The organism is Bradyrhizobium iriomotense, from assembly GCF_030160715.1.
In the GTDB taxonomy this organism is placed as follows: Bacteria; Pseudomonadota; Alphaproteobacteria; order Rhizobiales; family Xanthobacteraceae; genus Bradyrhizobium; species Bradyrhizobium iriomotense.
Genome location: NZ_BSOW01000013.1, coordinates 94,843 through 120,155, shown reverse-complemented (window position 1 = coordinate 120,155; position 25,313 = coordinate 94,843). Strand labels below are relative to the sequence as shown.

Sequence of the window (25,313 nt, the reverse complement as noted above, 5' to 3'; positions counted from 1 at the left end):
GGGAGGCATGAGCGTGGCGATGGCCCGGACCGCTCTGCGGAATTGTGATCGGCCGCTTTGGCGGACGCGGCTGGTCGTTCAAGCGAAGCATGCATAGATCCGCTGTTCCAGCTTCCCAAAGGATCGCAACATGGAACATCCGAAATACAATATCGCGCTCATCGTCGGTGCCGGCGAAGGCCTGAGCGCCTCGCTGGCACGGCTGTTGTCCGCCCAGGGCCTGCGCGTGGCGCTCGCCGCGCGAAAGATCGAAAAGCTCGGCGCGCTCTGCGGCGAGACGGGCGCGAAGGCCTATGCCTGCGACGCAACCAAGCCGGAGGAGGTTGAGCGTCTGTTCGGCCTCGTCGAGCGCGAGATCGGTACGCCAGACGTCGTGGTCTACAATGCCAGCGGCCGCACGCGCGGACCCTTTGTCGAGCTCGTCGCAGCCGATGTCGCGCAGTCGATCACGGTCAGCGCCTTTGGCGGTTTCCTGGTGGCGCAGGAGGCGGCGAAACGCATGCTGCCCAACAAGCACGGCGCGATCCTGTTCACGGGCGCATCGGCGAGCGTGAAGGGCTATGCGCAATCGGCGCCATTTGCGATGGGCAAGTTCGCGCTGCGCGGGCTTGCGCAGAGCATGGCGCGCGAGCTCGCGCCGCAGGGCATTCACGTTGCCCATTTCGTCATTGACGGCGGCATCCGCAGCGCAGCGCGCGCGGAAGCACCGGACGGACCGGATTCGATGCTCGATCCCGATGCGATCGCCGCAAGCTATTGGAACGTCCTGCAACAGCCGCGCAGCGCCTGGGCCTGGGAAATGGAGCTGCGGCCCTGGGTGGAGAAGTTTTGAACCGATAACGTCACAACAACCGTCATTGCAAGGAGCGAAGCGACGAAGCAATCCAGTCTGCATCCGCGGAAACATTCCTGGATTGCTTCGCTTCGCTCGCAATGATGGGAGAGAGGGAGCACAATGACCACCGAAACCATCATCGACACCGGCACCGACGAACTCCTCTGCGTCATTCGCGACCGCGTCGCGGTGATCACGCTGAACCGGCCCGAGGCGCGCAATTCGCTATCGGACGTGCTGACGCCGGCGCTGCGCACCATGATCCGGACCTGCGGCGAGGACCCCAATGTTGGCACGTTGCTGTTCACCGGCACCGGCGATGCCTTCTGCGCCGGCGGCAACGTCAAGGGCATGGGCGCGCATCGCGACAAGGCCAAGCTCGAAATGTCCTTTGACGACCGGGTCGCCGATTTGCAGGAGCGGCAGCGGCTCCTCACCGGCGCGCTGGTCTCGGTGCGCAAGCCGACGATCGCGGCGCTGCCGGGCCCTGCGGTCGGCGCGGGGCTCGCGATCGCCATGGCCTGCGACATCCGCATCGCCGCGCAATCGGCCTTCGTCGCCACCGGCTATGCCCGCATCGCGCTCAGCGGCGATTACGGCATCGCCTGGCTACTCACGCGTCTCGTCGGCACTGCGCGGGCGCGCGAATTGATGCTCACGGGCGACAAGGTCGATGCTGCGCGCTGCGAGGCGATCGGCCTCGTCAATCGCGTGGTGCCGGACGACAAATTGCAGGAGGAGGCCTTCGCGCTGGCCAAGTCGCTCGCCGAGGGCCCGCGGCTGGCATTGCGCTACATGAAGGACAATCTCGACGAAGCCCTGCTGTTCGATTTCGAGACCGCCCGCGACCATGAGGCCGGACGGCTGATCCGGCTGACCACGACGGCCGATCACAAGGAGGCGGTGCAGGCATTCATCGAGAAGCGCAAGCCGGTGTTTACCGGCAAATAGCATTGGTCGTAGCCCGAGTGGAGTGAAGCGAAATCCGGCTACGCGGCTGGCGTCCGTGCAAAATCGACAAAGGCCCGCAAGGCCGCCGGCAATTGGCGGCGGCTTGGGTAATACAGGAAGAAGCCGGGATAGGCCGGGCACCAATCGGCGAGAACGCGAACCAGCTTGCGCTTTGCCAGCAGAGCTTCGACCTGCTGCTCGAAGACGTAGGCAAGGCCGACACCATCGAGCGCGGCATCGACCATCAGGTCCTGGTCGTTCATGGTCAGCGGCCCCGTGACGTCGATGGCGAGCTCGATGCCGCCGCGCTCGAATTCCCAGTGATAGAGCGCGCCCGAGGTGAAGCGGTAGCGGATGCAGGGCAGGCCCTTCAGGTCGTGGGGCGTGGTGGGCGGCTTGTGCGTCCTAAAGAAGGCGGGCGAGCCGATCACGGCAAAACGATGCCGCGGGCCGATCGGTACGGCGATCATGTCGGCGGCGATGGTCTCGCCGAAGCGTACGCCGGCGTCGAAGCCGGCCGCGACCATGTCGATCAGGGAATCGTTGAGGACGATCTCGACGCTGACATCAGGGAATTCCTTCAGGAAGCGCGTCACGATCGGCAGCAGCACCAGCTGTGCGGACTGGCGCGCGGCGGTGAAGCGCAGCGTGCCGGCGGGCTTGCCGCGGAAATTGTTGAGATCCTCGAGCGCATCGTCGATGTCGCGGAAGGCCGGCGTGATGCGGGCGAACAGAAGCTCGCCCGCTTCGGTGAGCGCCACGCTGCGGGTGGTGCGGTTGACGAGCCGCAGGCCCAGCCGTTCCTCGATCGTGCGCAGGCCATGGGACAGTGCCGAGGGCGTGACGCCGAGCTCGGTCGCGGCCGCGCGAAAACTGCGGTGGCGGGCGATGGCGAGGAAGGTCGCAAGGTCGGACGGGTCGATCCGCATTGATGAATTTTTATCAAGAGCCTACGGAGTATATAGCGGATTATCTCAGCTATGGCGAGCCGCTACACCTTTGCCCATCGGCTTCGGCACATCGCCGGGCCCATATGGAAAGGGCAACATCATGCGTGTCTGGTTCATCACAGGAGCTTCCCGGGGCTTCGGCGCGTTGATCGCCGAGGCGGCACTCAAGGCCGGCGATGCCGTGGTCGCGACAGCGCGCGATCCCTCAACCGTTACCGCGCGGCTGGGTCGGCACGAGCGGCTGCTCGCGACCCGCCTCGATGTCACCAGCGAGGCCGAGGCCCATGAGGCGGCAGGCCAGGCGGTGATGAAGTTCGGGCGCATCGACATCCTCGTCAACAATGCCGGCTACGGCCTGTTGGGCGCGATCGAGGAGGCAAGCGGCGCTGAGACGCAAAAACTGTTCGCCACGAACGTGTTCGGCCTGCTCGGCGTCACCCGCGCCGTGCTGCCGCACATGCGCCGCCAGCGCGCCGGCCACATCATCAACATCTCGTCGGTCGGCGGCTACACCGGCTATCCCGGCTGGGGCGTCTATGGTGCGACCAAATTTGCGGTCGAAGGCGTCAGCGAAGCGCTAGCGGCTGAAGTGGCGCCGCTCGGCATCAAGGTGACGGTGGTCGAGCCGGGCTTCTTCCGCACCGACTTCCTCGACGAGACCTCGCTGTCGCGCACTGCGCAGCAGATCGACGACTATCATGAGAGCGTCGGCAAGACCCGCGCCCACGCCGCTGACGCCAACCACGGCCAGCGCGGCGACCCGCGCAAGCTGGCCCAGGCCTTCATCAGACTGGTCAATGCGGAGACGCCGCCGCTGCGGCTGCCGCTCGGCAGCGACACGGTAGAGCGGATCGAAGCGAAGAACGCGTTCGTCGCGAAGGAGCTTGCGGAATGGCGTGCGGTCGCGACCTCGACCGACTTCACCAATGACGATGCTGCGTGAGCACAAAAAAATGGCCCGGTTCTGACTCGCCAGAACCGGGCTTCGAGTACGGTCAGGCCGTGGCTGAGGGACTTTCGGCCTGACGGGAAAGGGCAGCGAGACGCCAGCTTGCGCAGGGAATATCCTTTGGCTCGACCGCGATCTCCTTGTCGAACCGCACCAGCTTCCAATCATCCGGATGATTGATGAAGGCGAAGCCGGATTTGCGGGCGAGCGAGATCATTACGTCGTTGGAACGCAGCGTGTCGCCGAAGATATGCTCGGCGCCAAAGGCGGCCGCGCGACATTCGAGATTTCTGAGCAGCGCCGTGCCGATGCCATGGCCCTGCCAGCGGTCGTCGACCGACAAACCGAATTCGAAAGTCGAGGTCTCGGCGTGGAAGGCATAGCGCGCTTCGCCGACGATGGTCTCGAAACCATCGACCATCATGGTCGCGATCACGCTGAAGCGCTCACGCTCGCCGACATGGGTGAAGTCGTGCAGCAGCGCTTTCGGCAGCTCGCTCAGCGCGCCGAAGAAGCGGTTGTAGCGGGAGCGGGACGACAGCGAGCGGAAATAGTGCTGGAGCTCGTCGGTGTCGCGCGGCTCGACGAAGCGCACGGTCAACACGCCCCCGTGACGGGTGCGCAGCGTGTCCGAGTATTGCTTGAGATCATCCAGACGCAGCGTGCTCATGGCAACCTCCCGCGGGATAAGGGACTGCCGGCGCCCCTCTCCTGAGGCGGGGCCGGCCGGGCGGCCAATCAGGCCCGCCAGAAGGGTTTTTCAGCCTCGAAGGCAATGTCGCTCCAGGAGAGGCCGACGTCCTGAAGATCGCGGGTGGTCCATTGGGAGAGCTCTTTGCGGGTGCGGTAGCGCTCGTACCAGACGTGCAAGGTGTCGCCGATCTGGTACAGCAGGCCTGACGCATGATGATTTGTCATCGAATGGGTGGTCAAAGTAGACATCTTCAGCTCCTGGAGCTAACTTGTGACTGCAATATCTGCCTCAAGGCGCCTTTCGACAAACGACAATTTGTACCCTTTCGCATGAAATAAGCTCATGCATCATGCTGCCAAATGACTGCCAGATTGCCCTCCCTGAACGGTTTGCGGGCCTTTGAGGCCGCCGCGCGCCACCTCAGCTTCACGCTGGCCGCGACCGAGCTGAACGTGACGCAGACCGCGATCAGCCATCAGATCCGCAGGCTCGAGGAGGAGCTCGGCATCCGCCTGTTCGTCCGCCAGAACCGCGCGCTGTCGCTGACGCCGGAGGCGCGCGACTATCTTCCCGGCGTCCGCGCCGCCTTCAACGACCTCAGGCTTGCCACCGACCGGCTGCTCCGCAAGGACGACGACAAGGTGCTGACCGTCTCGACCATCGCCTCGCTGGCCGCCAAATGGCTGCTGCCGCGGCTGACCAATTTCCAGGAGCAGCATCCCGGCATCGACGTCCGCCTCACCACATCGACGAGTCTCGTCGATTTCCAGCGCGACAATGTCGACGCCGCGATCCGTTACGGTCGCGGCCAATGGCCGGGCGTGCGCGCCGAGTGGCTGATGCGGGACGAGCTGTTCCCGGTATGCAGCCCCTCGCTGCTCAGGGGCGACAAGCCGCTGCGCACGCCTCAGGACCTGAAAGACCATGTGCTGCTGCACACCAACGACGGCGACGACTGGCGCCTGTGGCTGACGGCGGCGGGGCTTTCGACCAGCATTTCCAAGCAGCCCGGCATCACCTTCGACATGACGCTCATGACGGTGCAGGCGGCGATCGACGGCATGGGGGTGGCGATGGGGCGGACCACCTACGTCCAGGACGACATCGCCAAGGGCCGCCTCGTGGTCCCCTTCCGGATCGCGCTTCCGGCAGATGCAGGCTTCTACTTGGTCGCGCCGGACGGCCGCCGCCAAGCGCCGAAACTGCTCGCATTCCGCGACTGGCTGATCGCCGCAGCGCAGAATAAAGCCTGAAAAATCATCAGCTTCGGCGGCGAAATCGGTTGACTCCCGCAACCTCGCGCGAGAGGGGTAAGACAGATTGTCGCAGCACGATCCGTCGCCCGCCGTGAAAATGAGTTCCGGTCCGGCCACATCCTCAGGGAGTAAGCGTCATGGCTGGACCCGCCACTTCAACCAATCCGCCCGAGATCAAATCACGCATCGGCGCCATCCTGCGCGCGACCTCGGGCAATTTCCTCGAGCAGTTCGACTTCTTCCTGTTCGGCTTCTATGCCGCCGCGATCGGCAAGGCGTTCTTCCCCGCGGCCAATGAGACGGCCTCGTTGCTCAATACCTTTGGCGTGTTCTGGCTCGGCGCGTTGATGCGCCCCGTCGGCGCGATCGTGCTTGGCGCCTATATCGACCGCATCGGCCGCCGCCAGGGCCTGATCGTTACGCTCGCGATCATGGCGGCCGGCACCGTGGTGATCGCGTTCTGCCCGAGCTACGCGACGATCGGCATCGCGGCGCCGATCATCGTGCTGCTCGGCCGCCTGCTCCAGGGCTTCTCCGCCGGCGTCGAGCTCGGCGGCGTCTCGGTTTATCTCGCGGAGATCTCGACACCGGGTAATCGCGGCTTTTACACCTCGTTCCAGTCGTCAAGCCAGCAGGTCGCGATCTTCGTGGCGTCGATCCTCGGCTTTATTCTCTCCGAGCTGATGCCGGCCGATACCGTCGCCGACTGGGGCTGGCGCATTCCCTTCTTCGTCGGCTGCCTGATCATCCCCTTGATCTTCTTCCTTAGACGGACGCTCCAGGAGACGCCGGAGTTTCTGGCGATGAAGAAACACCCGACCGCCGCGCAGGTATTCTCGTCGGCGCTTGCCAACTGGCGCATCGTCATCCTCGGCATGATGATCGCGATCCTCACCACCACGACGTTCTATTTCGTCACGGTCTACACGCCGACCTTCGGCAAGAACGTGCTGAAGCTGTCGACGCAGGATGCGCTGCTGGTCACGCTGCTCGTCGCGGTGACCAACTTCATCTGGAATCCGGTCGGCGGCGCGCTGTCGGACCGCATCGGTCGCAAGCCGGTGCTGCTGACCATCGCCTGCCTGTCGCTGGTCACCGCCTATCCGGCGCTGCATTGGCTGGTGGCCGCGCCGACCTTCGGCAAGCTGCTCGCCGTCGAGATGATGTTCTCGTTCTATTTCGGCGTCTATAGCGGCACCATGCTCGGCGCGCTCGTCGAGATCGTGCCGGCGCATGTGCGCACCACCTGCTTCTCGCTCGCCTTTGCGCTCGCGGCCGCTTTGTTCGGCACCTTCACGCCGTTCGCCTCGACCTGGCTGATTGAGCGAACCGGCGACAAGGCCTCGCCCGGCTTCTGGCTGATGTTCGCCGCCGTGCTCGGCATCATCGCGGCCTCGACCGTCTATCGCGGTGGCGGCAAGGCGGTCGCGACGTATGATCCGGTGGCGGAGCCGGTCGCTGGCCATTAGCCCCATCGTCATTCCGGGGCGCGCGAAGCGCGAACCCGGAATCTCGCGCTACAACCTCTGGATTCCGGGCTCGGTTCTGCGGACCGCCCCGGAATGACGGCGGGAGTTACAGCTCCACCACCACGTAGTCGCTCTCGACCCGCACCGGAATCGTCTCCGCGACATACGGGCCCTTCACAACGCTTGTGCCCGGCTCGACATGAGCCGGATACGCTTTCACCCGAAAGCGGCGCGGGTCGCAATAGGATTGGCCGGTGCGCACGTCGAATTCCCAGCCGTGCCAGGGGCAGCGGATGATCTCCCCCTGCCTAGTGTATTCGATCTCGCCGGGATCTTTTGACTGCGCGAGCCCGATCAAGGGACCCTCGCACAACGCCGCGCCCTGATGCGGACAGCGATTGAGCAGGCCGAAATACTCGCCCTTGATGTTGAAGACCGCGATCGGCCGTCCGTCGATCTCCAGAAATTTTCGCGTGCCCGGCGGAAGCTCATCCACTGGCGCAATGACGTGTCGCGCCATCAATTGATCCCGTACAGCTTCCGCGCATTGCCGAGATAAAACGCCTCGCGGTCGGTGTCGTTGACGCCGGGCGGCAGCACGCGCGACGGCTCGTCATAATCCCAATGCGGATAGTCGGTCGCGAACAACAACCGGTCCCAGCCGATCCATTTGATCACGTCGAACAGGTCCTCGCGCCGCTCAGGATCCTCCATCGGCTGCGTCGTCCACCACACCTGCTCGCGGATATATTCCGACGGCGGCCGCCGCACATGCGGCACCTCGCTGCGCAGCCGCTGCCAGACCTTGTCAAGCCGCCAGGCGAGCGACGGCGCCCAGCCGAAGCCGGCCTCGATCATCACCATCTTCAATTTCGGGAAGCGCTCGAGCACACCTTCGAGCACCAGGCTTGCGAGCGCCGATTGCTGGCACTGCGAATGCCCCACCATCTCTTCGATGTAATAGCTCGGCCAGCCCGACGGCGTGATCGGATTGCCGCCGAAGCCGAAGGCGTGCACGCCGACCGGAAGGCCGGCCTCTTCCGCGGCCTGGTAGATCGGCCAGTAACGGCGCTGGCCGAGCGGCTCGACGTTGCGGCTCAGCAGCAGCACCTGAACGAAGTTCTTGTCGCCGGCACGCTCGCGGATTTCGGCGGCCGCCGTCATAGCATCCTCATTGCCGACGACGATCGAGGCCTTCAGCCGCTTGTCCTTGCTGGTCCATTTGTCGATCTGCCAATCGTTGATCGCCGAGCACAGCGCCGCCGAGAGCTCGTGATTGCGGATACCCTGCCCGGTGCCGAGCGGATTGAGTACACCCAGCTGCACGTTGTTGGGATCGAGATGCTGCTGCTGCATGAAGGAGAGCGAAGCGCCCTGCGGGCCGCCTTCCGGCGGATAGGCATCGCGGCGCGAGGCGTTGGGCTGGGCCTTCGGATAGGGAGGGCCTTCCATCATGCCCTGATAGGCATGCACGCCGTAGACGTCGAGATGATGCTGCCAGCGTTTGGCGAGATAGGGATAGAGCTCGGTTCGTGTCGCCCGCGCCGGATGGATATCGCAGTCCGCGATTGCGGTCTTGTTTGTGAGAGGGGAAGCGGACTCGGTCGTTTCGCGGAACTGGATATTCATCGCCTTGCCTCCTTTGGCAGCGGCTAAATCAGGCGGGGATAGGCTGCGTGCGGATTGTCGATCATGATCTTGCGCACGAGATCGGGGGTGAGACCTTCGGGCAGCGCATCCTGGCCGTCGAACTGCCAGTGCGGATAGTCGGTGGAGAATAGGACTAATTCGTCGGACTGCATATGCTCAAACAGGCGAATTAATGTCGTCGGTTCCGGTGGCGCGTCAAACGGCTGTAACGAGAAGCGAATGTTGCTGCGCACAATCTCCAGTGGTGCGCGATCGACCCAGGGCGTCTCCATCCGCACCCCGCGCCAGAACTTGTGCAGGCGCCAGAGATAGGGCGCGATCCACGAGATGCCGGATTCGAGCATCACCATCTTCAGTCGCGGATGGCGGACGAACACGCCCTCGACGATCAGGCTGGTGAGCTGGGTCTGGAACGCCTGCGCCTGCCCGACATAATCCTCGATGTGATACGAGCCCCATCCGACCGAGGTCGGAGGATTGTGATAGGCGGAACCAGCGTGGATTCCGATGGCGAGATCCAGCCGTTCCGCCGCCGCGTAGATTGGCCACAGCGCGCGCTTGCCGAGCGGGATGTCGCCCATGACAAGCATCAGCACCTGCACGAAGCGCTTGTCCGCGGCGCAGCGCTCGATCTCGGCCACCGACTTCTCGATATTTTGAAGGGGAATGACGATCGAGCCGCGCAGCCGCGGTTCCCGGTCGAGCCATTCCTTCGCCAGCCAGTCGTTCAGCGCGCGGCAGAAGGCGTTCTGCATGTCTTCGGAAAATACCATCTGCACGCCATAGAGCGGGTTGCAGATCGCGTAGCTGAGCGCGAAGGGATCGAGCACATGGCGCTGCATGTCAGCGAGATGAGATCCCGGCTTGCCGGTTTCGGGACGCCAATCGGGACGGGCCGTGATCGGCGAATTCTGCGGATAGGACTGCGAGACCAGATCGACCATGCCGCGCGTCGTCACCTGGTCGCGCCAGTAATCGTTCAGATACGGCAAAAGGCTCGTCAGATGCGGCACCGCCGGGTGCACGTCACAATCCACGCCGCCGGCGATCAGGGACGTCATGACGCTTCCTCTGCACGCGCGCTTTCGCCGCGCCGCTTGTTGACGCCATTCAAGCAGGCCTGCAAGCCGCCTGCAACTCGGCCAGCGCCACTGTCATATGCTAGAAGAGCGCAGCTAGGTTGCTCAGGAGTGAGACGCAAGATGAAAGAGCTCGTGGGGATTGCAGAACAGGTCGCGGCCAAATTGATCGCGCGCAAGGAGACCATTGCAGTGGCGGAATCCTCCGCCGGCGGCCTGATCGCCGCAAGCCTGCTCGCGGTACCCGGCGCGTCGGCCTACTTCCTTGGCGGCGCCGTCGTCTACACGCGCGATGCGCGGCGCGTGCTGATGGATATTTCGGATGACGGCATGAAGGGCTTTCGCTCCTCGTCCGAGCCTTACGCAAGACTGCTCGCCGAACGGATGCGCACGCGCTTCGGCTGCGACTGGGGCCTGTCCGAGACCGGCGCGGCGGGCCCCACCGGCAATCGCTACGGCGACGCCGCCGGCCATAGCTGCATGGCGGTCGCGGGACCCGCGGCGGAGGTGATGACGCTGGAGACCGGCAGCAACGATCGCTTCGCCAACATGCAGACGTTTGCAGAGACGGCGTTGCGATTGCTGCTGAAGAATTTGGAAGCGTGATTGTTGGGCGCGCACCACACCCTCAATGTCGTTCTGGCGAAGGCCAGGACCATAACCCCGACCGGAAGCTGTCGCGGTGACTCGTGGCCAAAATCTCTTCCAACAAAGCACGACGGTGGTAATGGCTCCTGGCTTTCGCCAGGACGACAGCGGAGTTGCGGCGGCACTACCTCCCCAGATGTTTCGTGAATATCCGCACCACATATCCCTTGAACCGCGGAGCTTCGTCGTAGAGCTCCGAGGCGATCCCTTCGATGGTCTCGCGCAGCGAGATGAATTGCGCCTGGCGTGCGCTGCTTTCTGTGCCCTGCATGCCCGCGAGCTCATCCATCGCTGCATCGCTGATCTGGCACGTCACGACGTCGCCATCATTGAGCATGGTGAAACGGAAGGCCAGCCGTTCGATGTCATGGCCAATGATCTTGTCGCGCGTCAGCGGCATCCACTCGTCCCGGTCGCGCCCCGGGCAGGACAATGCGGAAATTTTTGCGGCTTGTCACCGCTTTTGCTGGGTCGTGATTGATGCGGACGGCATCTTCAATGCCGCTAGAAAAAAGGTGGGTTGGCATCCGCCTTTGCTCTTGAAGTTTCGGCGGACAAGTCGTCAACCCACCATGCAACATCAATATACCAGCGCCGTGCCAGTCGGCTTGTCCAGCGCCGCCGCGAGCGACTTGTATTCCTCGCAACTCGTACCGCAGATCGCGGCGATCCGGTCCAGGTGATACATCGCCTGCTCGCGATTGCCCTGTTCGAGCTGCCACAGGCCGTAATACTGCCAGGTCAGCACGTGGTTCGGATCGATCGCCAGGGCGTGCTCGTACCAGACCTGCGACTGCTTGTAGTCGCCGAGCTTGCGATAGGAATAGCCGATGAGATTGGCGACGTTCGGATTGTCGTCGCGGCCGAGCGCCTTGAGCTGCGCGATCGCGGAGGCATAGTCGTTGCGGTCGTAGATGGTGTCGTAGGCGGCGCGATAGGCGGCCGCGAACGCGGGGTCACCGATGCTCGACTGGTTGTTGGGCTTCTTTCCCTTCTGGGTGGCCTTCGTGCCGGAACGATTCGGATAGGACGGCGCCGGCATCGTCTGGCCCGTGGACCTGCTTGCAAAGGGATCCATGCCGCCGGCACCTCCGCCGCCGCCTCCTCCGCCTCCCCCACCACCACCTCCGCCGCCTGCTGCAAAGACCGCCGGCGCCGCGAACAGCGCCACCGCAACGGTTCCCAGCACGACGTACCTGATCAGAGCATTGCACATGTCTGCCTCCTGTGGCCTTGGTCAAGGGGGCCCCGGACGACGTGTAAACCCTGCTCCAGCGGTGAATATTCCGGACGGCTTGTGTGTTCACGCAGACGTCAGTGCAGCGTATGGCAGTTTCGCTACCCTAATCGCGCGAGCATGAGACGCTGAAACTACTGAAACGCGACTTCGGCAAAGCTGCGCAGCTTGCGCGAATGCAGGCGTTCCGACTCCTGGTGCTTGAGCCGTTCGAGCGCCTTCAGGCCGATCTCGAGATGCTGGCTGACGCGCTGCCGGTAGAATGCACTCGCCATCCCTGCGAGCTTGATCTCGCCGTGCAGCGGCTTGTCCGAAACGCATAGCAAGGTGCCGTAGGGAACGCGGAAGCGATAGCCGTTGGCGGCGATCGCCGCCGATTCCATGTCGAGCGCGACGGCGCGGGATTGCGACAGGCGGCGAATGACCGCAGCGCCGCTGATCTCCCAGTTGCGGTTGTCGACGCTCGCGACCGTTCCGGTTCGCATCAGGCGCTTGAGCTCGAAGCCCGACAATCCCGTGACCTCCTCGACCGCCTCCTCGAGCGCGACCTGCACTTCCGCGAGCGCCGGAATCGGCACCCAGGGCGGCAGCTCCTGATCGAGCACGTGGTCCTCGCGGACGTAACCATGCGCCAGCACGTAATCGCCGAGCCGCTGCGTGTTGCGCAAGCCCGCGCAATGTCCGACCATCAGCCAGGCATGAGGCCGCAGCACCGCAACATGGTCGGTGACGTTCCGCGCATTGGAAGGGCCCGTGCCGATGTTGATCAGGGTGATGCCCTGATAGCCGGGCTCGACGAGATGGAAGGCCGGCATCTGCGGCGCGCGCTCGGGCGCAACGCCGCTCGTGCCGCCGCCAAGCCGCGCGTTGCGCGTGATTACGTTGCCGGGTGCGACGAAGGCATCGATGCCGTCCTCGCCTGAGGCGAGCCGCTGCTGGCAGAGCTGCACGAAGGCATCGACATAGAACTGGTAGTTGGTGAAGATCACGAAATTCTGGAAGTGCTCGGGATCGGTGCCGGTGTAGTGATAGAGCCGTCGCAGCGAATAGTCGACGCGCGCCGCGCGGAACAGGGCCAGCGGCTCCGGCGCTCCGGGCGCCAGCGCGAGCGTGCCGTCGGCGATCGCATCATCCATGGTGGCGAGATCCGGCGTGTCGAACACGTCGCGCATCAGCCGCGTGCCGCTGGTATCGCCCGTGGTGATCGCCGCCTCGATGTTGATGTCCCGCCGATAGGCAAAATGAATCGGGATCGGCTCGCCGGACTCGCCGATCTCGACCGACACGCCGTGATTCTTGATCAGCAGTCCGATCTGCTCGGTGAGATAGGTCCGGAACACGTCCGGCCGCGTCACGCTGGTCTCGTGCACGCCGGGGCCGGCAACGAAGCCATAGGCCAGGCGCGAATCAAGCCGCGCATGCGTCGCGGTGGTGATGCGGACGAACGGATAGAACGCGCGCACGCGCGTCGTCGGCGACGTCCCGCCCAGATAGGCCTCGAAGTGATCGCGCAGGAATTTCGTGTTGCGTTCGTAGATCTCTTCGAGGCGTGCGACCGCAAGGCCCGCATCGGTGAAGGCTTCGGTGGCGATGGCCGGCGGGGTCTGGATCGGGGCGTGATGCATGGTGCGGGATGCCGTTTCGTGCTGACTGCGCTGTTCGGAGTGAGAGTATAGCCACAACGGCGCCGCCTATTCCAACTCGTCATTCCGGGGCGCGACGAAGTCGCGAGCCCGGAATCCATATCCACCAGCCGGGGTTATGGATTCCGGGCCTGCGTGCTGCGCACGCATCCCCGTTGCGCAACTGCGCAACGTGGAATGACGGCGGAGAATGCGGAGCGCCGCTACATCGATAGCGTCATTGCGCGCCCCGGGATGACCCTGCGGGTCACTTCTCCCGGAACGCCCGCATCAGCTGGTCGTGCAGCGGCTTCATCAGGTAGGACAGCATGGTACGGTCGCCGGTCTGCACGAAGGCCTCGACCGGCATGCCGGGGATCAGCTTGACCTCGCCGAGGCGGGCGACCTCTTCCGGCGGCATCGAGACGCGGATGGTGTAATAGCTCTGGCCGGTGCGCTGGTCGGTGGTGACATCGGGCGAAACGCGACTTACGACGCCGTTGAGCTCCGGCGTGGTGCGCTGGTTGAAGGCGGACAGGCGCAGCAGTGTCTTCTGGCCGACCTGGAGCTTGTCGATGTCGGTCGGATTGACCTTGGCCTCGACCTGGAGGTCGTCCTGCTGCGGCACGATCAGCATGAGGGTGTCGCCGGCGGTGACGACACCACCGACGGTGTGCACGGTCGATTGCAGCACCATGCCGTCCTGCGGCGCGCGGATGTCGACGCGGCGGAGCTGATCCTCGGCGGTGACCTTGCGCTCGATCAGCTCGCCGATCTTGTCGTTTGTCTCGCGCAAATCCTTGGAGACCTCGCTCACCATGTCCTTGTCGACCTGGATGATCTGGAGCTCGGTCTCGGTGATCTTGCCCTTGGCCTGGGCACGCGAGGCGATGTACTGCGCGCGCTCGCCGTTGAGGCGGGCCGAGTCGCGCTCCAGCGTGGTCAGGCGCGAGAGCTGCACCAAGTGCTTCTCGTAGAGGTCGCGGACGCCGGTGAGCTCCTGCTGCACCAGCACGATCTCCCTGTCCTTGGCGGTCTCCTGCGCCTTCAGGCCCTCGATTTCCTCGTTCAGCTGCTGAATGCGCTCGCGAAGCTGCGCCTTCTGTCCGGCGCGGCCATTGACGCGGACGTCGAACAATTTGCCTTCACTGGCGAGCAGCGTCGCCACGTCGGGATCGCTTGCGCGATCGAGCAGCGCCTGCGGGAATTCGATCTTTGCAAGCCCGCGCTGCTCGGCCTGAAGCCGCGCCGCGCGCGCCTGACCGGCGTCGAGGTTCTTGGTGACGATGGCGAGGTTCGCCTTGGTGACGGTGTCGTCGAGCCGCACCACGATATCCCCGGCCTTGACCAGGTCGCCGTCGCGGGCACGCAATTCGCCGACCACGCCGCCGGTCGGATGCTGCACCTTCTTGACGTTGGATTCGACGACGATCTGGCCCGGCGCGATCAGCGCGCCGGAGATCAGCACGGTCGAGGCCCAGCCGCCGAGCCCGCCGGCGAGCAGCAGCACGATCCCGAGGCCGAGCAGCAGGTGAAACCTGATCGACTGCCGCACGCTCCTCTTTGCCGCGGGCTTGGCGCCCGCCATCGTCATCGAGCTCATGGTTTGGCCACTCCGCCTTCGCTGACGATCTTGATCGGCGGCGCCGGCGGGGCGACGCGCGGCTGGAGCACCTGCGCGAGCACCTGCTCCTTCGGGCCGAAGGCCTGCATGCGGCCGTCGCGCAGCACCAGGATCTGGTCGACCGCCTCGACGCCGATCGGCCGATGCGCCACGACGACGACGATGGCCCCGCGCTCGCGCGCGGCGCGGATCGCGCGGGTCAAGGCCTCGTCGCCCTCGGTGTCGAGGTTGGAGTTGGGCTCGTCGAGCACGATCAGGAACGGATTGCCGTAGAGCGCGCGCGCCAGCGCCACGCGCTGCGCCTGGCCGGCGGACAACGCCGTGCCCTGCTCCCCGACCTGGGTGTTGTAACCCTCGCGCATCTTGATGATCATCTCATGCACGCCGGCCTCTTTCGCCGCGGCGATGATGGCATCGGAGGCCGCATCGGGATCAAACCGGCTGATATTCTGCGCGATGCTGCCGCCGAACAGCTCGACGTCCTGCGGCAAATAGCCAATGTGGCGGCCGAGCACGTCGGAGGACCATTGATCGAGCGCCGCACCGTCGAGCCGCACCTTGCCGCGCACCGGCTGCCAGACGCCGACCAGCGCGCGAATCAGCGACGATTTGCCCGAACCGCTCGGACCGATCACGCCGAGGCCCATGCCGGCAGTGAGCGCGAATGTCACGTCCTGCACGATGACGCGCTGATCGCCCGGCGGCACGATGCTGACGCCTTCGACCGCGAGGCGGCTCGAGGGCGCCTGCAACTGGGTCGGCATCACCTGGGCCGGAATCTGCTCCATCAGGCGGCTGAGCCGCTGCCAGCTCTGCCGCGCGGCGACGAAGGACTTCCAATGCGCGATGGCGAGATCGACCGGCGCGAGCGCGCGCGCCGAGAGGATCGAGCCCGCGATGATGATGCCGGCGGTCGCCTCCTGATGAATGACGAGATAGGCGCCGACCGCGAGCACGGCCGATTGCAGCATCATGCGCAGAACTTTTGCGATGGCACCGAGACCGCCGGCGACGTCGCTGGCGTGCTGATTGCCGGCGAGATATTTTTCGTTGGCCTCGCTCCAGCGCTGGTTGAACCGGCCGGCCATGCCCATCGCGACCAGCACCTCGGCATTGCGGCGGCTGGAGGCGGCGAGATCGTTACGCTGTGCGGCGAGGCTCGTCGCCTCGCGCGCGGGCCGGCGGGACATCAACTCCGTCACCAGCGTGAGGCCGACCAGGATGATCGCACCGACCAAAGCGGTGATGCCGATCATGACGTGGAAGGCGAAGCAGATGCCGAGATAGAGCGGCAGCCAGGGCAGGTCGAAGAACGCGCTCGGCCCCATGCCGCCGAGGAAGGAACGGACGTTGTCGAGGTCGCGCAGGGGCTGGAGGCCTTCGTTGCGGTTGCCGACCAGAAGCGGCAGGCGCACGATGGTGTCGAACACGCGCTTGTTCAGGGCCTCGTCGAGCGCAGTGCCGATACGGCCGAGGATGCGGCTGCGAATCAGGTCCAGAACGCCTTGCGTGATGTAGAGACCGCCGGCGAGGATGATCAGGCCGACCAGCGTCGGGATGCTGCGGCTGGGCAGCACCCGGTCGTAGACCTCCAGCATGAAGATCGACCCGGTCAGATAGAGCAGGTTGATCATGCAGCTCATCAGGCCGACACCGAGGAACACAGCGCGGCAGGCGCGCAAGGCGTCACCGAGCTCGGAACGGCGTAAGCCGGGAACCGCTGCCATCAGTCGCTTCTCATCGGGTGAGGGGTAAAACCCCTGATTTCACGAGCTAAATTTCGGGTACTCGACCCGGATTAATATCGCGTTTGTGGCGATCGTCCAATGCACGACAGTCGATCAACAATCTGGTTCAAAAGCTCTAGCGCAGCCGCACTGCGGCGCAAATCCGGAATTCCACAGTTTTCGCGGCTGCCGCGATGAATTTGACATCGCGGCAGCCGGTTTCTCGCAACGAACCGCTAGAGCCGCCCGCCGCCACGCACCAGGCGAACCACCAGAAGCAGAATGATGGCGCCGATCGCGGAGTAGATGATCTCCGAGATCAGCCCGACGCCGAGATGGATGCCGAGCCGCGGGAACAGGAAGCTCGCGACAAATGCGCCGGCGATGCCGATCACGATGTCGCCGATGATGCCGAATCCGCTTCCGCGTACCACCTTGCCCGCGAGCCAGCCGGCAACCAGGCCGACGAACAGGATGACGATGAGGCTTTGGCCAGAAATATACATACGTTGAAGTCCCTCTCCGTGAACGGGGGGCATGGAACGGGAACCGGGATGAACGGGAACTGAATACTCTTGGCGCCCCCAGCGGCCTCGCGCCGACAAAAATATCGAAAACAACCCCATGCAAAGGAGAACGGGCCCGACCAGGATGCGCCCGGCGGATCGCGGCAACTCGGTCCTGATGCTTGAGATTTCCGAGGCCAGGAGCGCACCGCCCTCTCATTCCCTCCCCCCTTGCGGGGGAGGGGCAGGGAGGGGGGTGCCACGAACTCTGACCTCACCCGGGGCTACCCCCTCCCCGGCCCTCCCCCGCAAGGGGGAGGGAGCGCAGCCGACTCGTGGCTTGCACTGACTTCACAACCAACAGGCTACGAAGCGGCCGTCGTCGCCTCCGCCAGCACGCACCGCGCCGCCCTGCCGGGTCCGACCGCCACATTCGCAGGCAGTTGCGCCAGGCACTGCGGCTGGGCAACGGCGCAGCGGGGGGCGAAGGAGCAGTTGTGGGGCATTTCGGCCAGCGAGGGCGGCGTGCCGGGGATGGTCTCGAGCCGCTGTCCCCGCTTGGCGCCGTGAATGGTCGAGGCAAGCAAGCCCTTGGCGTAGGGATGCACCGGCGCGCGCACGATGTCGCGCAAGCTCCCCTGCTCCACGATCTGGCCGGCATACATCACCGCGACGCGGTCGCAGATCTCGATCGCGACCCCGATGTCATGGGTGACGAAGATGACCGACATGCCGAACTCGCGCTGCAGTTCGCGCAGCAGCAACAGGATCTGGATCTGCACGGTGGCATCGAGCGCGGTGGTCGGCTCGTCCGCGAGCAGAATTTTTGGCCGGCAGGCGAGCGCAAGCGCGATCATCGCGCGCTGGCGCATGCCGCCGGACATTTCGTGCGGATAGGCATCCAACCGGCGCTTTGCCGAGGGGATACGGACGACCTCGAGCATCTCCAGCGCGCGCGCCCGCGCCTCCGCATAGCTCTTGCCTTCGTGACGCACCACGCTCTCGGCGATCTGCGCGCCGATGGTGTAGACCGGATCGAGCGCCAGCGCCGGCTCCTGGAAGATCATCGACACCGTCTGGCCACGGAACGCGGAGAGCTCCTCCTCGCCCATGGCGAGCACGTCGCGGCCCATGGCGTTGACGGTGCCCGAGATCTGCGTGCGCTTCTTCGGCAGGAGCCGCATCAGGGCACGCAGCGTCACGCTCTTGCCCGAGCCGGACTCGCCGAGCAGGCCCAGCACCTCACCGTCACCAAGCGAGAGATCGAGATCGTTCACGGCAAAAACCGTGCGCTCGCCGGTGAAGCGGATGTTGAGGCCTGAGATCTCGACGAGCTTGGTCATGACGGCAGCTTCGGCACCTTGGCGTGATAGTCGGTCGCGCGCTGGAACGCGGCGCCGATGGTGAGCAGGGTCGCTTCGTCGAACGCGCGCCCGATGAGCTGCATGCCGACCGGCAGGCCGCTTCCAGTGAAGCCCGACGGCACGACCAGCGACGGCAGGCCGAGATAGTTCACCGGACGCGTGAACAGCGTCAGCCGCTGCAACACCGCCGGCGCATTCGCATTCCCGCCGACATCGCTCTCGGCAATCGTCGGCGGCGGCACCGGCGAGACCGGCGCGATCACCGCATCGACGCCGGCGGTGGCGGCATGATGGGCCGCCAGCGCAGGCCCCCGCCAGCGCATCGCTTCGAGATAGGTGATGGCGGGGACCGCGAGCCCGTTCTGGAGCCGCATCAACACCTGCGCGCCATAATCCTGCGGACGCTCGATCAGCCAGCGCTTGTGGAAGGCGGCCGCCTCGACCGCCAGCACGAGCTGGCTCGCGGCCTGCAATTGCCGCTGGTCCGGCAGCTCGACCTTGACGATGTCGGCACCCTCGCGCTTGAGCACGGCAATGGTCTCGTCGAGCACGCGCGCGACTTCGCTGTCGAGATCATCGACATAGAAGGTTGCGGGCACGCCGATCTTGAGACCCTTCAGCGAGCCTTTTGTCGCGGCAACATAATCCGCCACAGGCTCGGCGCTCGCGGTCGGATCCTCGGGGTCGGGGCCTGCCATCAGCGCGAGCAGCAGCGCGCAGTCCTCCGCGGTCTGCGCCAACGGGCCAACGGTATCGAGCGATTGCGACAGCGGCATCGCGCCGGCGCGGCTGATGCGGCCCCAGGTCACCTTCAGGCCGGTGACGCCGCAGAAATTCGCGGGCATGCGGATCGAGCCGCCGGTATCGGAGCCGAGCGCGGCGAAGGTCAGCCGCGCGGCGACCGCCGAGCCCGAGCCCGACGACGAGCCGCCGGTGATATGCGCAACGTTCCAGGGATTGCGCACCGGACCATAATGGCTGTTGTGACCGGTCGGACCATAGGCGAACTCGGCCATGTGCAACGCGCCGAGCCGCACCTGGCCGGCATCCTTCAGGCGCTGGAGCGCCGTCGACGTCGTGGTGGCGACGTAGTCGCGGCGGATCAGCGAGCCGCAAGTGACGACCTTGCCCGCGTCGTAGTACATGTCCTTGTGCGCGAGCGGAACGCCGTGCAGCGGCCCGCGCACCTCGCCCGCCGCAAGCGCAGCGTCGGCTTGCTCCGCGGCCTTCAGCGCAGCCTCGGCCTCGATCGCCATGAAGCCGTTGAGATGCGGCTGCCACTGCGCGATGCGATGCAACAGCGCGCGCGTCACCTCGTGCGAGGACACCTGCTTCATCGCGATCGCGCGTGCGACCTCGGTCAGCGTCATCAAGGCGGGCTCGGTGCTCATGCGGGAACCTTGGTGGTTTGCGCGAGCACATAAAGAGACGGCTCCAGATCCATCGGCAGCGTGCCGGCGATGGTCGCAAAGCCGTCGAACACTGGGCCCATGGAATTGGCGATGCGGGTCGCAGTCTCCTCGTCCACGGGGACACCCGCCGTATCGGCCATGGCCTTGATGTCTTTGGCAGTCGGGCTTGTCATGCTGCTCCCTCTTGCGGCGCGCGGCTGTGGCCCGATCCCGGTACGGCCATATAGCAGGCGGCCTCATGGCCCATTGTACCGAGCGCAGTGAGCTTCGGTGTAGCATTTGCGCAGAGCGGCTCCGCGAACGGACAGCGGGTGTGGAAACGGCAGCCGGAGGGCGGATCGATCGGGTTGGGCGGGTCGCCCGAGATCGGCGGCGTCTCGGTGCGCTTGTCGGGGTCGGAGGACGGCATCGCTGCCAGCAGCGCGCGCGTATAGGGATGAGCGGGCGCGTCCCAGACCGCATCGACCGGGCCGAGCTCGACGACCTCGCCGAGATACATCACCAGCACGCGATCGCTGATGTAACGGACCACGTTGAGGTCGTGGCTGATGAAGAGATAGGTCAGGCCGAATTCGCGCTTGAGATCGGCGAGCAGATTGAGCACCTGCGCCTCGACCGACTTGTCGAGCGCCGAGACGGCTTCATCGAGGATCACGAGCCGCGGCGACAGCGCCAGTGCCCGCGCGATGTTGACGCGCTGGCGCTGGCCGCCGGAGATCTCGTGCGGGTAGCGGTTGGCAAAATTTTCCGGACGCAAGCCGACCTTGCCGAGCAGCTCGCGCGCGAGCGCGCGGGCTGCGCTATCCGCCATACCGTGAACTCTGGGACCGAAGGCGATCGATTCCTCGATCGTCAGGCGCGGATTGAGCGAAGCATAGGAATCCTGGAACACCATCTGCATGCCGCGGCGCAGTTCGCGCAGGCTGAGCGCCTGGCCGACGGTCATGCCGTCATAGATGATGTCGCCGGCATCGCGCGGCATCAGATGCATGAGGAGCCGCGCAGTGGTCGACTTGCCACAGCCGGATTCGCCGACGATGCCGACGGTCTCGCCCTTGGCGACCGAGAAGGTCACGTTGTCGACGGCGCGCACGGTGCGCTTCGCACTGAACAGCTCGCCGCGCACGGGGAAATGCTTGGTCAGGCCGTTGACCCTTAGCAGCGGCTGCGCGACGCCACCGCGGTCCTCGACCGGGGCAAGCGTCTCGACGGAAAGGTTCGCCTCGCTCATGTCCTAGTTCCTGATGTCCATGGCGCTGCGCAGGCCATCCGAGAGCAGGTTGAAGCAGATCGAGACTGCGAAGATCATCGCACCCGGAAGGGCTGCGACCCAGGGGTTGACGTAGATCGCGGTGCGCAGCGTGTTCAGCATCAACCCCCATTCCGGCTCCGGCGGTTTCGTGCCGAGCCCGAGGAAGGAGAGGCCGGCGGCCAGGATCATCGAGACCGAGATCAGGCTGGTCGCATAGACGAAGATCGCGCCGAGCACGTTGCCGAGGATGTGCACGCGCATGATGGTGAAGGGCCCCGCACCGGACGCCCGCGCAGCCTCCACGAAATCCATGTTGCGCACGCCGGTGGTGACGCTTTCGGCGACGCGGGTGATCTGCGGCACGAACACGATGGTGAGCGCCACGATGGAGTTGAGGATGCCGGCCCCGAGCGCGCCGGAGATCGCAATGGCGAGCAGCACGGAGGGGAAGGCGTAGAACACGTCGACCGTGCGCATGATCGCGGTGTTGAGCTTGCCGCCGACATAGCCTGCGACGAGGCCGAGCGAGGTGCCGATGCCAAAGGCAAGGATCACGGGCAGAATGCCGACGACGAGTGACAGCCGCCCGCCATAGATCAGCCGGGCCAGCATGTCGCGGCCGAGCTCGTCGGTGCCGAGCGGATAACCCGTCGTGCCGATGTGGCGCAGGCGGCGGATCATCGAGCCCTTGTAGGGGTCCTCGAGGCCAAGCCACGGCGCAAGAATAGCGGATACGAAGATCAGGATCAGCACCAGCGCGCAGGCCATGCTGACCTTGTCGCGCAGGATACGGCGGCCGACCGTCGCCCAATAGCCGCGCGCTTTCGTCACGGGTGCGGCCTGAAGCGCGGCGTCGCTGGTGGCAGATAGCGGAAGCTCGCTCATCGGCCGACTCCCGGCAGGCATTTTTGCAATCGGTGCACGCCCCGGGCTCGCTCGACCTCTCCCGCTTGCGGGAGAGGTCGCGCCCAAGGCGCGGGTGAGGGCTCTCTCCTCTTGGGGGTTCTCGATTGTGGACACACCCTCTCCCCAACCCTCCCCCGCAAGCGGGGGAGGGAGCGCACTGCCTTCGCGGCCATAGCTGGGCTCAAACTCATCCCGCTAGCCCCGCTTGATGCGTGGATCGATTGCGGCCTGCGCGATGTCGACCAGCAGATTGAGGAAGACGAAGAACAGCGCCAGCACCAGGATCGTGCCTTGCAACAGCGGCAGGTCGCGCTGGAAGATCGCTGAATTCAGCAGGAAGCCCGAGCCCGGCCAGGAGAACACGGTTTCGATCAGGATCGAGCCGCCGAGCATGTAGCCGAGCTGGAGGCCCATCACGGCAAGCGCGGTCGGCGCGGCATTCTTGATGACGTGGCGGAACACGCCGGTTTCGCGCAGGCCCTTTGCGCGCAAGGCCTCGACGAAATCCTGGCTGAGGATGTCGCCGGTGAGCGCGCGCACGGTGCGGGTGACGATGCCCATGGGAATCACCGACGTCGTGATCGCCGGCAGCACGAGGTATTGCAGATGCGCCCAGTCCCACGCCCATGCGCCGGAGCCGCCGGGGCCGGCACCGACCGCGGGCAGCCAGTTCAGCTCGACCGAGAAGATGATGACGAGCAGCATGCCGAGCCAGTAATGCGGCACCGAGACGCCGGCGATGGCAAAGGATGTCGCGAGCTTGTCGATCCAGGTCTCGCGGAAATAGCCGGCAATCAGGCCAAGCAGGATCCCCATCGTGAAGCCGATGATGGCGGCGGCAATCGCCAGCGTCACGGTGTTGCCGACCGCGCGCATGACCTCCGCAAGCACGGGGCGTCCCGTCGCGATGGAGTTGCCGAGATCGCCGTGCAGCGCGCGGAGCAGCCAGAGGCCGAACTGCACCGGCAGCGGCCGGTCAAAGCCGTAGGCCGCGCGGAGCTGCGCCGCGAGCTCCTGCGACGCATCGGCCGGCAACACGGCGACGAGCGGATCGCCCGGCGTGATGTGCACCAGCAGGAAGCACACCAGCGCCACGCTGATGACGATCGGGATGACGTAGACGATGCGTCTGGCGATATAGGCGAGCACTGAACTACCTAACGTGACGTCGCACGATTGGGCGCGCGGGCTACAGTGAGGGACGCACGATGCGAGGGTTCCCTCCCCAACGCAACCGGAGTTTACCCCGGTTGCGCATCATCAATGCGCAAGTCGGGCAGGCCCGACTTGCGACGGGGAGGGCTAGGGAGAGGGGTGGCCACACAGGGACCGCCCGTGTGAACCCCCTTTCCCCAGCCCCTCCCCGCAAGGGGGAGGGGAGCCCTATCAGCCTGCTCGCCTCACTGGACCATCGACACCGGCGAGAAATCGACGAACCAGCTCTTGGGCTGCACGAAGCCTTTCACCTTCGGGCTCATGGCGCGTGGGGCGACGTCGTGGGCGACGTAGAGGAAGGCTGCGTCGTCGACGGATGCGGCGTGCAGCTCGGCAAGCGCCGTGTCGCGCGCGGCGGGATCGAACGTCTGCCGCGCCTTCTTCACGAGCTCATCGAATTTGGGATTGTTGATGAAACCCCAATTGTTCGAGACCGGCGGCGCCATGCCCGATTGCAGGAAGCGCACCAGCGCGAAGAACGGATCCATCGCCGCATAGGTGACGTTGGTCGCATTCGAGCCGTTGGCGCTGGGATCCTTGACGCCGCGCCGCCAGTTCGTGAACAGCGTATTCCACTCGATCACGTCGAGCTGCACGTCGAAATAGCATTCGGCGAGCGCCTGCTGGAGATATTCGTTCATCGGCAGCGGCAGCATCTGGCCCGAGCCGGACGCCGAGGTCTGCACCTTCACGGTGAGCTTCTTGTTCGGACCGTAACCGGCTTCCTGCATCAGCTTCTGCGCAGCCGGCTTGTCGTACTTGATCTGGAAGCTCGGATTGCCGCGCCAGGGATGGCCGGGCTCGAAGGTGCCGCTCGCCGGCACCATCAGACCCGCGAGCAATCCATCCTTCAGGCCTTCGCGATCGACGCAGAGATTTGCGGCCTTGCGCACGCGGATGTCGTTCCACGGCGAGCCCTCGACGCGCGAGAACTGCCAGGGCCAGACATGCGGCTCTTCATTGGTGTAGAGCACGAAGCCGCGCTGCTTGATCTCGGGCAGCGCATCCGGCGCCGGCGCCTCGACCCAGTCGACCTGGCCGGACAAGAGCGCCGCGGTGCGCGCATTGGCTTCCGGCATCGGCAGCAGCACCATCTTGTCGACCTTGGGCACGCGGGCCTTGTCCCAATAGCTCGCGTTCCGGGCGAGCTCGAGCCGCTCGCGCGGCGTGAAGCTCGACATCTTCCACGGGCCGGTGCCCGAAGCGTCCTTGGCGAACGCCGCCCAGGCTGCTTGCGATTTCGCCTTGGCATCGGCGCCTTCGGCCTTGTCATACAAGGCCTGCCACTTCGCCGAGCTCGCCATGAAGAGATTGGTGAGGTTGATCGGCAGGAAGCTGTCGGGCTCCTTGGTCGTCAGCTCCACCGTCATGTCGTCGATCTTCTTCGCGGAGGCCAGCGTCGGCATGCGCGAGGCGGTGACGCCGACCTGGCTGGCATCGAACTGCGGCGCGTCCTGCTTCAAGACTTTCTCGACGTTCCAAATCACGGCATCGGCGTTGAACGGCGAGCCGTCATGGAAGGTGACGCCGGGGCGCAGCTTGAAGGTCCATTTGGTCTTGTCGGCGTCGTCGACCTTCCACTCGGTCGCAAGCCCCGGGATCACCACGCTCGGCTTGTCGGCCGAGGATAGGTCCCACATGGTCAGCGCGTCGTACATGGTGAGGCCGGTGAAGCGGTTGCCTTCGAACCCCTGATCGGGCTGGCCCAGCGTGCGCGGAATATCGGCCGCGGTCATGCCGATGCGCAGCACGGTTTCCGCACTGGCCGCACGCGGCCAGGCCGCCGCGGTCGCGAGCGCCAGCGCCGCAATCAATGCAGCGCGGGTGGTTTTTTCGATAAGCATCGCCTCAATCCTTTTCCGGCTTTCGATGATTATTTTTGATGCAAACGTATGCAATGGCTATGCCAGCGGGGAAACTTATTCTGCAAATTGCACCTGCGACGACAAGTCCTTGTGATGCTGCGC

At 65.1% G+C, this 25,313-nt stretch carries 25 protein-coding genes; 6 read left to right on the top strand and 19 right to left on the bottom strand.

What is annotated here, in order from left to right; translation table 11 throughout:
• The first annotated feature begins 130 nt into the window (after positions 1-130).
• Together QQL28_RS19700 and QQL28_RS19695 are read left to right on the top strand one after the other, a co-directional pair.
• Positions 131-832 carry an SDR family NAD(P)-dependent oxidoreductase gene (locus tag QQL28_RS19700; protein WP_284267905.1) on the top strand — a complete coding sequence of 234 codons (702 nt, stop codon included), beginning with the start codon at positions 131-133 and terminating at the stop codon, positions 830-832.
• Between the two features lie 123 nt (positions 833-955).
• Positions 956-1,786, top strand: coding sequence for an enoyl-CoA hydratase (locus QQL28_RS19695; protein ID WP_284267904.1), 831 nt, complete (start codon positions 956-958; stop codon positions 1,784-1,786).
• 38 nt (positions 1,787-1,824) lie between these two features.
• Here QQL28_RS19695 and QQL28_RS19690 read toward each other — a convergent pair whose 3' ends face one another.
• Positions 1,825-2,715, bottom strand: a complete 891-nt coding sequence (locus QQL28_RS19690; protein ID WP_284267903.1) for a LysR family transcriptional regulator — start codon at positions 2,713-2,715, stop codon at positions 1,825-1,827.
• A gap of 121 nt (positions 2,716-2,836) precedes the next feature.
• Between QQL28_RS19690 and QQL28_RS19685 the strand changes: the two genes are divergently transcribed.
• On the top strand, positions 2,837-3,679 hold the full coding sequence (locus tag QQL28_RS19685) for an oxidoreductase (protein ID WP_284267902.1): 843 nt from the start codon (positions 2,837-2,839) through the stop codon (positions 3,677-3,679).
• Between the two features lie 52 nt (positions 3,680-3,731).
• Here the strand turns inward: QQL28_RS19685 and QQL28_RS19680 are convergent, their stop codons facing one another.
• Positions 3,732-4,355, bottom strand: coding sequence for a GNAT family N-acetyltransferase (locus QQL28_RS19680; RefSeq protein ID WP_284267901.1), 624 nt, complete (start codon positions 4,353-4,355; stop codon positions 3,732-3,734).
• Positions 4,356-4,423: 68 nt separating this feature from the next.
• Complete coding sequence (locus tag QQL28_RS19675; RefSeq protein ID WP_284267900.1) at positions 4,424-4,627, bottom strand: DUF1127 domain-containing protein; 204 nt, start codon at positions 4,625-4,627, stop codon at positions 4,424-4,426.
• Between the two features lie 111 nt (positions 4,628-4,738).
• Between QQL28_RS19675 and QQL28_RS19670 the strand changes: the two genes are divergently transcribed.
• Positions 4,739-5,632, top strand: coding sequence for a transcriptional regulator GcvA (locus tag QQL28_RS19670; protein WP_284267899.1), 894 nt, complete (start codon positions 4,739-4,741; stop codon positions 5,630-5,632).
• A 140-nt stretch (positions 5,633-5,772) separates the two neighbouring features.
• Complete coding sequence (locus QQL28_RS19665; RefSeq protein ID WP_284267898.1) at positions 5,773-7,104, top strand: MFS transporter; 1,332 nt, start codon at positions 5,773-5,775, stop codon at positions 7,102-7,104.
• Between the two features lie 106 nt (positions 7,105-7,210).
• On the opposite strand, the gene QQL28_RS19660 is transcribed toward QQL28_RS19665, so the two are convergent.
• From QQL28_RS19660 to QQL28_RS19650, 3 genes are read right to left on the bottom strand one after another with little or no spacing between them, the layout of a single operon-like run.
• Positions 7,211-7,624 (bottom strand): Rieske (2Fe-2S) protein, encoded by a 414-nt coding sequence (locus QQL28_RS19660; RefSeq protein WP_284267897.1) that lies wholly within the window; start codon positions 7,622-7,624, stop codon positions 7,211-7,213.
• The gene (locus tag QQL28_RS19655) at positions 7,624-8,733 is read right to left on the bottom strand and encodes an amidohydrolase family protein (RefSeq protein WP_284267896.1); all 1,110 of its coding nucleotides are present in this window, start codon (positions 8,731-8,733) and stop codon (positions 7,624-7,626) included. Before QQL28_RS19655 ends, QQL28_RS19660 begins: the two co-directional genes overlap by 1 nt.
• Positions 8,734-8,756: 23 nt before the next feature.
• Positions 8,757-9,815, bottom strand: coding sequence for an amidohydrolase family protein (locus tag QQL28_RS19650; protein WP_284267895.1), 1,059 nt, complete (start codon positions 9,813-9,815; stop codon positions 8,757-8,759).
• Positions 9,816-9,956: 141 nt separating this feature from the next.
• Between QQL28_RS19650 and QQL28_RS19645 the strand changes: the two genes are divergently transcribed.
• Entirely contained in the window at positions 9,957-10,439 is a 483-nt protein-coding gene (locus QQL28_RS19645; RefSeq protein WP_284267894.1) for a CinA family protein, read from the top strand.
• Between the two features lie 166 nt (positions 10,440-10,605).
• On the opposite strand, the gene QQL28_RS19640 is transcribed toward QQL28_RS19645, so the two are convergent.
• The 13 genes from QQL28_RS19640 to QQL28_RS19580 form a co-directional block, all read right to left on the bottom strand.
• A complete protein-coding gene (locus QQL28_RS19640) occupies positions 10,606-10,881 on the bottom strand; it encodes a DUF1488 family protein (protein WP_284267893.1) in 276 nt (91 codons plus the stop codon).
• A 180-nt stretch (positions 10,882-11,061) separates the two neighbouring features.
• Positions 11,062-11,697 carry a tetratricopeptide repeat protein gene (locus QQL28_RS19635; RefSeq protein WP_284267892.1) on the bottom strand — a complete coding sequence of 212 codons (636 nt, stop codon included), beginning with the start codon at positions 11,695-11,697 and terminating at the stop codon, positions 11,062-11,064.
• A gap of 155 nt (positions 11,698-11,852) precedes the next feature.
• Entirely contained in the window at positions 11,853-13,343 is a 1,491-nt protein-coding gene (locus QQL28_RS19630) for an AMP nucleosidase (protein ID WP_284267891.1), read from the bottom strand.
• Between the two features lie 265 nt (positions 13,344-13,608).
• The gene (locus QQL28_RS19625) at positions 13,609-14,943 is read right to left on the bottom strand and encodes an HlyD family type I secretion periplasmic adaptor subunit (RefSeq protein ID WP_284267890.1); all 1,335 of its coding nucleotides are present in this window, start codon (positions 14,941-14,943) and stop codon (positions 13,609-13,611) included.
• Complete coding sequence (locus QQL28_RS19620; RefSeq protein WP_284267888.1) at positions 14,940-16,691, bottom strand: type I secretion system permease/ATPase; 1,752 nt, start codon at positions 16,689-16,691, stop codon at positions 14,940-14,942. The genes QQL28_RS19625 and QQL28_RS19620 overlap by 4 nt, the downstream gene beginning before the upstream one ends.
• 236 nt (positions 16,692-16,927) lie before the next feature.
• Positions 16,928-17,197 (bottom strand): GlsB/YeaQ/YmgE family stress response membrane protein, encoded by a 270-nt coding sequence (locus QQL28_RS19615; RefSeq protein WP_254102821.1) that lies wholly within the window; start codon positions 17,195-17,197, stop codon positions 16,928-16,930.
• A 365-nt stretch (positions 17,198-17,562) separates the two neighbouring features.
• The gene (locus tag QQL28_RS19610; RefSeq protein ID WP_284267883.1) at positions 17,563-18,540 is read right to left on the bottom strand and encodes an ABC transporter ATP-binding protein; all 978 of its coding nucleotides are present in this window, start codon (positions 18,538-18,540) and stop codon (positions 17,563-17,565) included.
• Positions 18,537-19,952 carry an amidase gene (locus QQL28_RS19605; RefSeq protein ID WP_284267881.1) on the bottom strand — a complete coding sequence of 472 codons (1,416 nt, stop codon included), beginning with the start codon at positions 19,950-19,952 and terminating at the stop codon, positions 18,537-18,539. Before QQL28_RS19605 ends, QQL28_RS19610 begins: the two co-directional genes overlap by 4 nt.
• Positions 19,949-20,146: a hypothetical protein gene (locus tag QQL28_RS19600; protein ID WP_284267879.1), complete on the bottom strand. Its 198-nt coding sequence runs from the start codon at positions 20,144-20,146 to the stop codon at positions 19,949-19,951. Before QQL28_RS19600 ends, QQL28_RS19605 begins: the two co-directional genes overlap by 4 nt.
• Positions 20,143-21,204 carry an ABC transporter ATP-binding protein gene (locus QQL28_RS19595; protein ID WP_284267877.1) on the bottom strand — a complete coding sequence of 354 codons (1,062 nt, stop codon included), beginning with the start codon at positions 21,202-21,204 and terminating at the stop codon, positions 20,143-20,145. Before QQL28_RS19595 ends, QQL28_RS19600 begins: the two co-directional genes overlap by 4 nt.
• A 3-nt stretch (positions 21,205-21,207) precedes the next feature.
• Complete coding sequence (locus QQL28_RS19590; protein ID WP_284267870.1) at positions 21,208-22,110, bottom strand: ABC transporter permease; 903 nt, start codon at positions 22,108-22,110, stop codon at positions 21,208-21,210.
• Between the two features lie 216 nt (positions 22,111-22,326).
• Positions 22,327-23,280: an ABC transporter permease gene (locus tag QQL28_RS19585; RefSeq protein ID WP_027521379.1), complete on the bottom strand. Its 954-nt coding sequence runs from the start codon at positions 23,278-23,280 to the stop codon at positions 22,327-22,329.
• 251 nt (positions 23,281-23,531) lie between these two features.
• Positions 23,532-25,190, bottom strand: a complete 1,659-nt coding sequence (locus QQL28_RS19580; protein ID WP_284267867.1) for an ABC transporter substrate-binding protein — start codon at positions 25,188-25,190, stop codon at positions 23,532-23,534.
• Positions 25,191-25,313 lie beyond the last annotated feature (123 nt).